The following is a 12,354-nucleotide window of genomic DNA, read 5'->3' as shown; positions in this document are numbered from 1 at the left end:
TAAGAAATAAGAATAAAGAAAGCAAAAACGTTCAATAATGATAATCTTTATCTGAACATAAACTTAACTTATAGCTCTTATATGTTTTTCTTATCAATTCCTCAAGCCTGGCATTTAGTTGGCACTTGGTCAGAACAACTTCCAAACGAGTCAAATCTTATAGGAATGGGCCAAACAGAATTAATGATGACTTTACACTCAATATTCGTTCCTCTCTTACTTGTAATTTCATATTACCTATTCAATAGACTTAATAAAAACGAATCAAAGAAAATTAAAGGATGATCGTTTAAGGTTTATTTAGCTGAACTTCTTCTAACAACTTTTCTGCCTGTAGAAGTATCAACTCCGCCTGAAACTTTAGTTTGTGAATTAGTTTCAACATTATCAACATCACTTTTATCCATTTCTGCGCAAACACCTACTACCATGGCAGCTTGCATTTGATCTGGTAAATCTCCAATAGTTAATAAGGCCTTTAAAACTAATTGAAGTCGAGTTTGCCGATCTATTTCAGGTCTTAGTTTTTTTACGGTATTCCAAAGTTCTTGGGTAACTTCTTTTAAAAGTTCTCGATCAACAGCCAAATTAAATCCTTCTTGTATTTCTACTAATCTAACAAAAAATTGGATCTCGTAAAATAATATTCAATAAAAAGATTGTTAGTTAATATTTTTCTATCCGAATACAAGTTGCATTTGTTGGTGCAATTCAATCTTCTCTTGCAAAAGTTTATCTTTTTCAATCTTTTTTAGAGTAGAAGTTCTATAAAATTTTTTTTGAATCTTTATTGGAGTATTTTCAAACTTTACATTTTTGCTTATTAGAAAATTCCACTCTTTTGAATTAAAAGGAGCATAAGGAGAAGAAGAAATCACTTTCATATCTTAAATAATACATCTGTACTAATAATAGTACAGTTATACTATTATGCAACAATTGGATCGATTTTTTCTTAATTTTAAAGTGTCTTTGAGAATGGATTGATTTTTTTTATCTAATTTGTAGGAATTATAAGTTTGATAAATAAATAAAAGTATCATGCGTAACTAATTGATCCCTTTTTTTAGTGTCTTAAGACTTTTCTTGCTTAAAAACCTTTTAAAACAGTGAATTTGTTGAAATAAACATTGACAAGATTTTTTAAATCATCGCTCCTATAAATGGAGAAGTTATTTGATTTTAGATGCTTTTGAGTAATCAAAAAAGATTAAAAATTCAGGGGATAATCAAAAGAATCGCCCAAGATAAATCAATTTCTTTAGAAGAAAGAATATATGTTGAGAAATTTGCACAGCACAATTCGACAATTTCTCTTTGGTTAAAGAAAGCAAACAGTTTTAGGAGGAATGGGGTAAAAAATGATGGTGGAATTGATAATCTTTTACAATCACTTGGTATAGATGGAATCGACAAAGAAAACCATTTCAACCCAAATAAAGACGATTTGTCTGACTGGTTTGGCGGAGCTCCTGATTGGCTTAGAAGAAGTTAGTCTTACGATATAGATATACTTAACTTACCCAGGCTGTTTTACACAAATATATACTAGCTAAAGATATAAAAACCCAAAAAAACCATGGTAAAAATTTAATAGGAATTAAATACTCTTTTGAAAAGGTTTTCATATATATATTTTTCTTTTAGATTATTTCTTACCTAGTGTTTTTGAAAATAGGTTTAATTGCTCTATTTATTTACGGGTAAAAAAATTTATATACTCAAAGATATTAAATATCTAAAGATTCATAAAACTTAAAAACCTAAAGTATCAATATCTAAGCCACTTTATTTTCAATTTGACTTGGAAAATTTACTATTTTTGTGTTGCCCAGTTCTGAATCATTCCAATATTTTATAAGTTTTTCTAATTCATCAATCCTCTTTTTTGCATTTGCAATTTTTTCAGTGTTTGTCATATAAAATTTTTATCTATCCAATTAATGCATGAAAAAAAAATATTTCAATGAAATACAAAATTTTAGACTATAAATATTAAATTTTGGTTAATTACTGAATAGAATGTACTTTTCTAGAGGCTGAGTAATTATACTTAAAGAAAAGCAAAAAGTATGAAGAAATTAAACTCTTTGATTTTGAATAGTACTGTTAACTTCTTAGACTTCATTTACTCTGGCAGAAATTTGCAAAGATTTTGGGTTTTAGAAGTCATAGCTAGATCACCTTATTTTGCATTTCTTTCAGTACTTCATTTTAAAGAATCCTTAGGAATTAAAAATGAAAAAACAATGATTTTAATGAAAGAACATTTTTATCAAGCTATTAACGAAACTGAGCATCTTAAAGAAATGGAGAAAAGAGGAGGAGATAGGTTCTGGATTGATAGATTTTTTGCGAGACACCTTGTGCTTGTTTATTACTGGATCATGGTTTTTTACTATTTTCTCTCTCCAGCTAATGCTTATGATGTCAACATAAAAATTGAAGAACATGCATTTGCAACTTATTCCAAATATTTAAAAGATCATCCAAATGATCAAAAAATAAAAGCGATAGCTCAAGATGAATTAAATCATGTAAAAGAACTTAATGAAGCCTTGTCAATGCTGACTAAAGTTTAGATTAGAGCTGAAAAATCTATTAGTAATATTGAGATCATCACCGAAGAAGATATTAATCCAAGGCTAATCATCAATGATACATACCCTTCTTTTCTAGGTAATTTATAAAAAGATAAACCAATTACTAGTATCATTATCAAAGAGAAGAAAATTAAAATTTTTTCATTTAATAAATTCAGATGTATAACTAAATTTGTTGATTCAAAAAATTTAAAAAACTCAGATATAACTCTTTCTTCTTCTATTTTCCTAACATAGTCAAATGAGCTTATAAAAGCAGAGCTTAATAAAGATAATGCAACCAGTGCAGTAACTGGTTTAGTTAACCTGTTAAGTGTTCTGTTAAAACTCACCAATAAAATAAAAATAAATAAAGCCGTAATTAGAGGTATTAAAGGTATTAGAGTTGTTGAATTTATGAAATTACCCACGAAAATAATATGTATCTAACTTAAAATTTTATATTATTTTGACGCTTTATTTTATTTAGTAAGATTTTTAAAATCTTAAATGTAATTAGTACCTATTGCATTCTGTGTAAATTGATACCAAAATTAAGATAGTATTGATAAATAAAATGTTGGCAATTTCTGAAATTATTATTGCAAGTGCTATCTTCCTAGGAATTGTGTATTGGGAAGTTAAATTCCTATATGCGAGAACTAAAGTAGCGAAATAACTTTAAAAAAACAGTCAAACTAAAAAAATTTAAATAAAATTTAAGAATTTAAATTGACAAATAAAGCTCTATATATGAGAGAATAAACACAATTATCAAGCCCCTCCAATGAGCGAAGTCCAAAATTCTAATACTAACTCAACTCAGAATCAACAGCAGCAACAGCAACAATCCTATTCAGAAAGCAAAATTAATTCTGCCGAGAGCGAGAGACTTTATCTTGAGATGAAAGAAGCTTGGCTTTGAATTTAATTCGTGTTTGAAATAATATTTCTATAATTTTTTAAAATTTTTTTTAATTTTGAAGTAATCAATACTTTTTTATTTTCTATACCCTTTAAATTTTGTCTAACCGCAAGAGTAATTTTTGAAAAAATTAAAACAGTTAGAGAAAATTAACGGAAGACTCGCAATGGGAGGGTTGATATATTTAGTTTTTACAAAATTAGTTTCCAACCGTGCCGACATATTAGACCAGCTTAAATCTTATTTAATTTAAAAATGAATTGGAAATATTATCCAGGAATATTTCTTTCTATATAAGCGTCAGTTAAAGCTAAAATTAACCCCAATAATGTTGAAAATATAGCAATTTCAGTTGATTCCATTTTATTTTTGAATTACTTCTAGTTTGCTAAATAACTCAAAGTTCGGCAACAAAACCAATAACTGGCTATAGTACATATATACTATTAACTATTTATTGTGAGCTCAGCAACTCCTGAGTTTCTTTTCGTTAGGCCTGGTGATTATGTCGCAATTAAAAAAGAAAATTGCGAAAATACTAATGAAAAGAATAAAAATTATTGGATCGGTCAAGTTATCGACTGTATTGGAGGAGCTAGAAATCCAAATTCATGGACCTTGTTTCAAGTTGCCAATATTGATAATGGAGAGATCACTATAATCAACGCGGATATTGTAGAAAAAATTTTGAAACCTTCTGAAAGTTGAGTTTATGGATAATGAAAAAAACTTCCTTCAGTATTACAAAAACAAAAGGCAAAATGCTCGCATTAAAGGGAATTATCCCAGTTCCAAGCAGGCAAGTCCGTATACTTGATTCATTGGGCAAGGAGGTTGAATGCCTTTATACATTCTGTAAGTTTTTGATATTTCCTCAAATCCCAAACTTGATAAAAGATAATTTGCATATGGATTCAGATTAGAGCAATCCAATAAAATTTGGGCATCTAAATCACCAACTAACTCCCTTATTAACAATTCAGCAAGTGGTGGAGTATCCGCTAAAAGAGGTCCGATTCTCCAGCCTTGCTCATTATCCTCCAATACACAAGGTCTTATCCTGCCAAATCCATGGCACATCCCATTATTATCAACAATTGCACTGACATTCCCATGAGAATTTTTCAACCAGTCATTTAGAAAATGTGGTCTAGGACTAGGTTCTCTTTGATCATCATAAATTAAAACGGCTTCAGAGGAAATTTTAGTACCGGGGACAACTTTAAAAGAATGAAATTGATCTTTATAGAAATTTCTCAATGGCAAATCTTGAGACCCATTTAATTTCCATCGATTTGTAATGGAAGATTTTCTAAACCCCCACTTTGCGTAATCATTCAATCTATCTGGAGCAGCCTCAAGACCAATGCAATCAACATTTTTTAAATATTCGAGGGCATGTTTCCATAATCTCACTCCATATCCATTATTTCGGAATTCTTTTTTTACGATAAATAAACCTATAAAACCATAAGAGGAATTATATTTAATACATGCAATTGAACCTATGGGCTTATCGTCGATGCAGCCGACCCATACACCTTGTTTATCTGTATTTCTATAAATTGATACATCATCGGTTCCAGGCGAAAATCCTTCTAACTTTGCCCAATTTGTAATTTCTTTTATTTCATTTGTACATATCAATCTAATTGAAAATTTTCCCTTCATAAAGATATATTAACTAAGAAAAATTAGAATTTTATAAGGTAATATTAACTAACTTAATTCTTGCTTAAAAATTATTCACCTTAGCTTAGGTGGCTAAAAAATTTAGTTATTAATAATTTATCCTCTGATATATTTAATACTATTCATTAGGAATAAAATGAAAATTTCTGATAAATTTCATTTAGCAAATATCAATAAATTAAAAAATACAGTCCTTACAGGTAAAACGGAAAACATAAAATGGAGGATAAAACAAATCAATATAGTTTCTAGACTTTTGGATGAGAATAAAAAAGAGATAATAAAATCACTATTTATTGATTTAGGAAAATCTGAAATTGAAGGGCTTTCAGAAATACTTTTAGTAAAAGAAGAAATTTCACTGATTAAAAAGAAACTTAATTCTTGGATGCGTCCCAAAAAGATTAATACACCTTTTTATCTATTTCCATCATCCTCAAAAGTTATTTATGAACCTCTTGGGTGTGTTTTAATTCTTGGCCCATATAATTATCCATTACTTTACGTTTTAAAGCCATTGGTAAATATTTTCTCAGCAGGAAATACTGCAGTTATAAAACCCTCAGAGAAATGCCCATCGACCTCAAAACTTATTAAAAAGCTTACTTCGAAATATTTCCAAAAAGATGCCCTGCTTACAGTTGAGGGAGATTATAAAAAATCCATAAAATTAATTGAACAAAATTTTGACCATATATTTTTCACAGGAAGTACCGAAACAGGAAAATCTATTATGAAATTGGCTTCAAAAAACTTAACTCCATTAACTCTTGAATTAAGCGGAACAAATCCTGTAATTATTTTCAAGAATGCAAATTTAGATGTTGCTGCGAAAAGAATTGTTTGGGGCAAATTTTTTAATTCTGGGCAATCATGTATGGCTCCTAATCATATCTTTATAGATAAACAAATTGAAAATAATTTCATAGAAAAATTAAAACAATGTATAGTTAATTTTTACGGAGAATATCCAATTATTTCCGAAAACTTATCTAAATTAGAAAAGAAGCAATTTTCATCGACTGTAGAAATTCTCAAACGATTTAAAAAAGAAAAAAGAATTTTATATGGCGGAACTTTTAGTAAGAAAAAGTTAAAAATATCTCCTACAATTTTGAAAACTAAATTAGATGAAACAGATATTTTGCAAAAAGAACTATTCAGCTCACTACTTCCAGTAATTGGAATTAATGATAAAGAATCTGCTTTGGACCAGATTAGACGAACTTCGAAACCATTGGCAATCTACTTATTTGGAGGCAATAAAAAAATCCATAATCAAATCTCAAGAGTAACCAGTTCAGGAACTATCTGTATAAATGATGTTATGTTACCAGTCCTGATACCAAATTTACCTTTTGGCGGGGTTGGGCAAAGTGGTATTGGTAAATTTCATGGAGAGGAAGGTTTTCGAAATTTTTCAAATCAAAAATCTATTACTTTCAAAAGTTTTTTGTTTGATTTGAACTTTCGCTATCCCCCATACGAAAGAGTTAAGAAATTTTTAAAGTTAATTTTTAAAATTTAAATTACTTAAATTGTTTTCAAAAACCTAGCGATTTTAAATTAAGAGATTATCTTTAAATAAACAATGAAGCTAATGAAATTATTATTTTTAGTAATTGCAATCCTTCTTAATTTTTTTAATGACTCATCATTAAAGTCCGTAGAAAAGATTGATTCAGGAAATAATAAAATTGAGAATATTTCTGAAAGAGAATTAACGCCTGAGGATAAAACTGAAATAAGAAAAATTCATATTGTAAAAATTGGTGATACAATCTCGAGTATTTCAAAACTCTATTCAATCAATAAAGATTTAATTATTGAATTAAATAAATTAAAAAATGAAAATTATATCTATGTTGGACAAAATCTTATTATCTCTGAATCTAACAATAACTTAAAAAAACAATCAGATTTAATAAGTAATTATCATATTGTTCAAATAGGTGAAAATCTTACTGAAATATCAAACAAATATAAGTTGGAATTGGGATATTTGATAGAAATTAATAATCTTATGAATCCAGATTCTTTAAAAGTTGGGCAAAAGCTCTTCTTAAGCAAAAATAAAACAACTAGTTCAGAAAATAACCAAATAAGTAAAAATAATAATGAATTACTTGAGTTAGATAAACAAATTTATGGTCCAATAATTATTCAAAACAAATCATATAAAAAGATTAGAAATAGAAAAGTTTTAAATGTCCTAAATCAAGAAAATAAAAAACTGATCCTTTCAATCAATTGCGATACGAATGAAATAAATGTAAGAATTCCAGGCAGAAAATGGAGGGGATCTGAGCCTGCTAAAGAAGAATTCGAAAACAATTTAATAAATGATTTTTGTTAGAACTTTTAATTAATATGTGTGAATAATTTGTCTAACATTATTAAAGATGAGTTATTGTTTTAGAAGTTAAACTAAAAGTAATGGCAATTTCAAGAGGAGACCTCGTAAGAGTAAAAAGACCAGAATCATATTGGTACAATGAGATAGGCAAAGTGGCTTCAGTTGACACATCAGGTATTAAATATAATTGTGTAGTTAGATTCGATAAAGTAAATTATGCCGGTATAAGCGGAACTGATGGTGGTGCTAATACAAATAATTTCGCTGAAAGTGAATTAGAAAAAGCTTAAATAATTGCCTGAGTTACCTGAAGTTGAGACTGTTCGCAGAGGGTTAGAGCAAAAGCTTAATAATTTTATTATTAAAAAAGTAGAAATATTTAGGGATTCAACTGTTGCTTTTCCTACCAACTTAGAAGAATTTATTGGAGGACTTCATAATTCACTTTTATATAAATGGGACAGAAGAGGAAAGTATTTAATAGCTGAACTAAAAAAATTGGAAAATGAGGATGGTAAATTTCCGCAGAAAAAATATACAAAAAATAACGGATTTCTTGTGGTTCATCTAAGAATGACGGGATATTTCAAATTGATTAATAACTCTACTCAGCCTTGTAAACACACAAGAATAAGATTTTTGGATAGAAAAAATAATGAGCTGAGATACATTGACGTAAGAAGTTTTGGGCAAATGTGGTGGATCAAGGATGGCTTGTCGCCTAAAAAAATAATCAAAGGATTAGGTTCATTAGGACCAGAACCATTCTCAAAAGATTTTGATGCAAATTACCTTAAAAATGTTATTTCCAAAAGAACAAAATCTATAAAAGCTATCCTATTAGATCAAACAATAGTGGCAGGTATAGGCAATATTTATGCTGATGAAAGTTTATTTTTGGCTGGTATCTCACCTTTTAGGGAAGCTCGAACAATTAAGAAGAACGAGTTAATAAAGCTCAAAGAGTCAATTGTAACTGTATTAAAAAAAAGTATAGGTTCTGGTGGAACTACATTTAGTGATTTTAGAGACTTGGAAGGAGAAAATGGAAATTTTGGTTTACAGACAAATGTTTATAGGAGAACTGGTAAAGAATGTCGTAAATGTGGAAATTTAATTGAAAGGCAAAAAATTACTGGAAGAAGTACACATTGGTGTCCTAAATGCCAAAAATAAAAAAGGGCTTACTCATTAAGAGTAAGCCCTTTTAAATATTTTTACCTGGCATTGAGCTATTTTCTCAAGGGGCTACCCCCTAAATATTTTCGCCGCTGATGCGTTTCACAACCGAGTTCGAGATGGATCGGAGTGGTTCCACGTCGCCATGAACACCAGGATAGTTTGAACCTTGAGAACTGCATAGAAAATTATATAAATTAAAAACAATAAATTAAGTTTATTTGGTCAAGCCCTCGGTCTATTAGTACTCCTCCGCTGCACTTGTTACCAAGCTTCCACGTAGAGCCTATCAACGGGTGTTCTTCCCGTGACCTTACTGGCTTAAGCCATGGCAATACTCATCTTGAGGTGGGCTTCCCACTTAGATGCTTTCAGCGGTTATCCACTCCGCACATGGCTACCCAGCGTTTACCGTTGGCACGATAACTGGCACACCAGAGGTGCGTTCCTCCCGGTCCTCTCGTACTAGGGAGAAATCCTCTCAATATTCCTGCGCATACACCGGATATGGACCGAACTGTCTCACGACGTTCTGAACCCAGCTCGCGTACCGCTTTAATGGGCGAACAGCCCAACCCTTGGGACCGACTTCAGCCCCAGGTTGCGATGAGCCGACATCGAGGTGCCAAACCTCCCCGTCGATGTGAACTCTTGGGGGAGATCAGCCTGTTATCCCTAGAGTAACTTTTATCCGTTGAGCGACGGCCCTTCCACGCAGAACCGTCGGATCACTAAAACCGACTTTCGTCCCTGTTCGACTTGTAGGTCTCACAGTCAAGCTCCCTTCTGCTTTTGCACTCAACGACTGATTTCCAACCAGCCTGAGGGAACCTTTGTGCGCCTCCGTTACCTTTTAGGAGGCGACCGCCCCAGTCAAACTGCCCATCAGATACTGTCCGCTTCCCGGATAACGGGTAAGCGTTAGAACCCTAGCTCTAAAAGAGTGGTATCTCACCGATGACTCAATAGTACCCACAAGCACTATTTCAACGTCTCCCACCTATTCTGCGCATTCAGAGCCCGAGCACAATATCAAACTACAGTAAAGCTTCATAGGGTCTTTCTGTCCGGGTGTATGTAGTCCGCATCTTCACAGACAATTCTATTTCGCCGAGCCTCTCTCCGAGACAGCGCGCAAATCGTTACACCTTTCGTGCGGGTCGGAACTTACCCGACAAGGAATTTCGCTACCTTAGGACCGTTATAGTTACGGCCGCCGTTCACCGGGGCTTCAGTCGCCAGCTTCACTAAAAGCTAACCAGCTTCCTTAACCTTCCGGCACTGGGCAGGTGTCAGCCCCCATACATCGTCTTGCGACTTAGCGGAGACCTGTGTTTTTGGTAAACAGTCGCTTGCGCCTCTTCACTGCGACCAGCTCTCGCTGGCACCCCTTCTCCCGAAGTTACGGGGCCATTTTGCCGAGTTCCTTAGAGAGAGTTATCTCGCGCCCCTCGGTATTCTCTACCACCCCACCTGTGTCGGTTTCGGGTACTGGCATTTGTGTCTTAACGAGTATAGGGCTTTTCTTGGAAGCATGACATCACCAACTTCGCTGCCGTAGCAGCTCGTACTCACGCCTTAGCTCAAGATGTTTTCTCCATCTCTCAAAGCCTCGAACGCTTGAACCAGTAACCAACATCTGGCCTGGTTAGCCTTCTCCGTCCCCCTTCTCAAAACACATCTGGTACAGGAATATTGACCTGTTATCCATCGACTACGCCTTTCGGCCTCGCCTTAGGTCCAGACTAACCCTCCGCGGACGAGCCTGCCGGAGGAACCCTTAGGGTTTCGGGGCATGGGATTCTCACCCATGTTTTCGCTACTCAAGCCGACATTCTCACTTCTATGCTGTCCACGTCCGCTTACGCTAACGCTTCACCCTACATAGAACGCTCCCCTACCATAAATAAATTTATCCGCAGCTTCGGTATAACGCTTAGCCCCGTTCATTTTCGGCGCAGGATCGCTCGACCAGTGAGCTATTACGCACTCCTTTGAGGATGGCTGCTTCTAGGCAAACCTCCTGGTTGTCTGGGCAATCCCACCTCCTTTATCACTTAGCGTTAATTTTGGGACCTTAGCTGGCGGTCTGGGCTGTTTCCCTCTTGACTATGGAGCTTATCCCCCACAGTCTGACTGCCTAGTTACACACAGGGTATTCAGAGTTCATATCGATTTGGTACCGCTTTCGCAGCCCGCACCGAAATGGTTGCTTTACCCCCCTGCTGGAGCACTAGACGCTACGCCTCAACGTATTTCGGGGAGAACCAGCTAGCTCCTGGTTCGATTGGCATTTCACCCCTAACCACAGCTCATCCGCTGAATTTTCAACTTCAGTCGGTTCGGACCTCCACTTGGTATCACCCAAGCTTCATCCTGGCCATGGTTAGATCACCAGGGTTCGGGTCTATAAACACTGACAAACGCCCTATTCAGACTCGCTTTCGCTGTGGCTCCACCATTTCCGGTTTAACCCGCCAGTGCCTATAAGTCGCCGGCTCATTCTTCAACAGGCACACGGTCACCCGATTAGTCGGGCTCCCATTGCTTGTAAGCTCACGGTTTCATGTTCTATTTCACTCCCCTCCCGGGGTTCTTTTCACCTTTCCCTCGCGGTACTGTTTCACTATCGGTCACACAGTAGTACTTAGCCTTACGAGGTGGTCCTCGCAGATTCACACGGAATTCCACGTGCTCCGTGCTACTCGGGATACAGCTAGGTCAACTTATCTTTCGATTACGGGGCTTTCACCCTCTGTGGCACGCCATTCAAACGTTTCTTCTAGACTTGTTGATCCATATTGCTGTCCCACAACCCCGATAGTCAAGACTATCGGTTTGGGCTATTCCCCGTTCGCTCGCCGCTACTGAGGGAGTCGTTATTTACTTTCTCTTCCTCCAGCTACTAAGATGTTTCAGTTCGCTGGGTTAGCTCGCACCAACCTATATATTCAGTTGGCCGTACATGGGGTTGCCCCATTCGGAAATTCCCGGATCAAAGTGTGCTTCCAACTCCCCGAGACTTATCGCAGGTAACCACGTCCTTCATCGCCTCTGTGTGCCTAGGTATCCTCCGTGAGCCCTTTGTAGCTTGACCAATAACTTCAAAAATTGAAGCATCAGCTTAATAGAATTGTTATTAGTGCATTCGCACAAATAAAAATCTGCATCGTTAAAGATGCTTATTGTCTTTAAAAATAATCTATGCAGTTGTCAAGGTTCTCTGAAAACAATGAATTAAATTCAATGAGTCCAGCATCTTAATAAATTTAATTAGGAAGCTAGATTCGTTCAGAATTTGATCACCACTCAAAACATTTCCCTTCTAAAAATATGGAAGAGGTGGAAATCAGTGGAGGTAAGCGGACTCGAACCGCTGACATCCTGCTTGCAAAGCAGGCGCTCTACCAACTGAGCTATACCCCCAACATAGAGATATGGGCCATCCTGGACTTGAACCAGGGACCTCACCCTTATCAGGGGTGCGCTCTAACCACCTGAGCTAATGGCCCAGGAAAAGTAATGGGTGTGACCTAGAAAAACTTAGGAAATAAAATTCTTAATAAACTAAGAATGTGAGATACCGATCGACCTAAGGTGACAAAATTAATATTTAACAT

The 12,354-nt window shown here is 34.7% G+C and carries 14 protein-coding genes, 2 tRNA genes and 2 rRNA genes; 9 read left to right on the top strand and 9 right to left on the bottom strand.

The window, feature by feature from the left end; all coding sequences use genetic code 11:
• Positions 1–81: 81 nt before the first annotated feature.
• A complete protein-coding gene (locus JJ844_05475) occupies positions 82–285 on the top strand; it encodes a hypothetical protein (GenBank protein ID MBO6975122.1) in 204 nt (67 codons plus the stop codon).
• A gap of 11 nt (positions 286–296) precedes the next feature.
• Here JJ844_05475 and JJ844_05470 read toward each other — a convergent pair whose 3' ends face one another.
• Together JJ844_05470 and JJ844_05465 are read right to left on the bottom strand one after the other, a co-directional pair.
• On the bottom strand, positions 297–587 hold the full coding sequence (locus JJ844_05470) for a TIGR03894 family protein (protein MBO6975121.1): 291 nt from the start codon (positions 585–587) through the stop codon (positions 297–299).
• A 90-nt stretch (positions 588–677) separates the two neighbouring features.
• Entirely contained in the window at positions 678–884 is a 207-nt protein-coding gene (locus JJ844_05465) for a hypothetical protein (GenBank protein MBO6975120.1), read from the bottom strand.
• 302 nt (positions 885–1,186) lie between these two features.
• Here JJ844_05465 and JJ844_05460 point away from each other — a divergent pair, with 302 nt between their 5' ends.
• Positions 1,187–1,495, top strand: a complete 309-nt coding sequence (locus JJ844_05460) for a hypothetical protein (GenBank protein MBO6975119.1) — start codon at positions 1,187–1,189, stop codon at positions 1,493–1,495.
• A 283-nt stretch (positions 1,496–1,778) separates the two neighbouring features.
• Here the strand turns inward: JJ844_05460 and JJ844_05455 are convergent, their stop codons facing one another.
• Positions 1,779–1,919: a hypothetical protein gene (locus tag JJ844_05455; protein ID MBO6975118.1), complete on the bottom strand. Its 141-nt coding sequence runs from the start codon at positions 1,917–1,919 to the stop codon at positions 1,779–1,781.
• Between the two features lie 153 nt (positions 1,920–2,072).
• Here JJ844_05455 and JJ844_05450 point away from each other — a divergent pair, with 153 nt between their 5' ends.
• Positions 2,073–2,582: a plastoquinol terminal oxidase gene (locus JJ844_05450; GenBank protein ID MBO6975117.1), complete on the top strand. Its 510-nt coding sequence runs from the start codon at positions 2,073–2,075 to the stop codon at positions 2,580–2,582.
• Here the strand turns inward: JJ844_05450 and JJ844_05445 are convergent.
• Complete coding sequence (locus JJ844_05445) at positions 2,579–3,013, bottom strand: NADH-quinone oxidoreductase (protein ID MBO6975116.1); 435 nt, start codon at positions 3,011–3,013, stop codon at positions 2,579–2,581. The genes JJ844_05450 and JJ844_05445 overlap by 4 nt on opposite strands.
• Before the next feature lie 356 nt (positions 3,014–3,369).
• Between JJ844_05445 and JJ844_05440 the strand changes: the two genes are divergently transcribed.
• Both JJ844_05440 and JJ844_05435 read left to right on the top strand, forming a co-directional pair.
• Complete coding sequence (locus JJ844_05440; protein ID MBO6975115.1) at positions 3,370–3,507, top strand: hypothetical protein; 138 nt, start codon at positions 3,370–3,372, stop codon at positions 3,505–3,507.
• Between the two features lie 459 nt (positions 3,508–3,966).
• Complete coding sequence (locus tag JJ844_05435; GenBank protein ID MBO6975114.1) at positions 3,967–4,215, top strand: DUF3104 domain-containing protein; 249 nt, start codon at positions 3,967–3,969, stop codon at positions 4,213–4,215.
• A gap of 72 nt (positions 4,216–4,287) precedes the next feature.
• On the opposite strand, the gene JJ844_05430 is transcribed toward JJ844_05435, so the two are convergent.
• Positions 4,288–5,178: a GNAT family N-acetyltransferase gene (locus tag JJ844_05430; GenBank protein ID MBO6975113.1), complete on the bottom strand. Its 891-nt coding sequence runs from the start codon at positions 5,176–5,178 to the stop codon at positions 4,288–4,290.
• A 157-nt stretch (positions 5,179–5,335) separates the two neighbouring features.
• On the opposite strand from JJ844_05430, the gene JJ844_05425 reads away from it, so the two are divergent.
• From JJ844_05425 to JJ844_05410, 4 genes are all read left to right on the top strand, one after another.
• Positions 5,336–6,727 carry an aldehyde dehydrogenase family protein gene (locus JJ844_05425; GenBank protein MBO6975112.1) on the top strand — a complete coding sequence of 464 codons (1,392 nt, stop codon included), beginning with the start codon at positions 5,336–5,338 and terminating at the stop codon, positions 6,725–6,727.
• 72 nt (positions 6,728–6,799) lie between these two features.
• Positions 6,800–7,555, top strand: a complete 756-nt coding sequence (locus JJ844_05420) for a LysM peptidoglycan-binding domain-containing protein (protein ID MBO6975111.1) — start codon at positions 6,800–6,802, stop codon at positions 7,553–7,555.
• Between the two features lie 80 nt (positions 7,556–7,635).
• Positions 7,636–7,845, top strand: coding sequence for a photosystem I reaction center subunit IV (locus tag JJ844_05415; protein ID MBO6975110.1), 210 nt, complete (start codon positions 7,636–7,638; stop codon positions 7,843–7,845).
• Positions 7,846–7,849: 4 nt separating this feature from the next.
• Positions 7,850–8,731 (top strand): DNA-formamidopyrimidine glycosylase, encoded by an 882-nt coding sequence (locus tag JJ844_05410; protein ID MBO6975109.1) that lies wholly within the window; start codon positions 7,850–7,852, stop codon positions 8,729–8,731.
• A gap of 43 nt (positions 8,732–8,774) precedes the next feature.
• Here JJ844_05410 and rrf read toward each other — a convergent pair.
• The 4 genes from rrf to JJ844_05390 all read right to left on the bottom strand — a co-directional run bounded on the left by rrf (position 8,775) and on the right by JJ844_05390 (position 12,246).
• A 5S ribosomal RNA gene (rrf, locus tag JJ844_05405) occupies positions 8,775–8,891 on the bottom strand.
• A 64-nt stretch (positions 8,892–8,955) separates the two neighbouring features.
• Positions 8,956–11,831, bottom strand: a 23S ribosomal RNA gene (locus JJ844_05400).
• A 256-nt stretch (positions 11,832–12,087) separates the two neighbouring features.
• Positions 12,088–12,160, bottom strand: a tRNA-Ala gene (locus JJ844_05395).
• A 12-nt stretch (positions 12,161–12,172) separates the two neighbouring features.
• Positions 12,173–12,246, bottom strand: a tRNA-Ile gene (locus JJ844_05390).
• Positions 12,247–12,354 lie beyond the last annotated feature (108 nt).

The sequence above is a fragment of the Prochlorococcus marinus CUG1435 genome (assembly GCA_017644375.1).
In the GTDB taxonomy this organism is placed as follows: domain Bacteria; phylum Cyanobacteriota; class Cyanobacteriia; order PCC-6307; family Cyanobiaceae; genus Prochlorococcus_A; species Prochlorococcus_A marinus_AH.
Note: the sequence above shows the minus strand (reverse complement) of the source record. Positions and strands in the feature narration are given on the sequence as shown.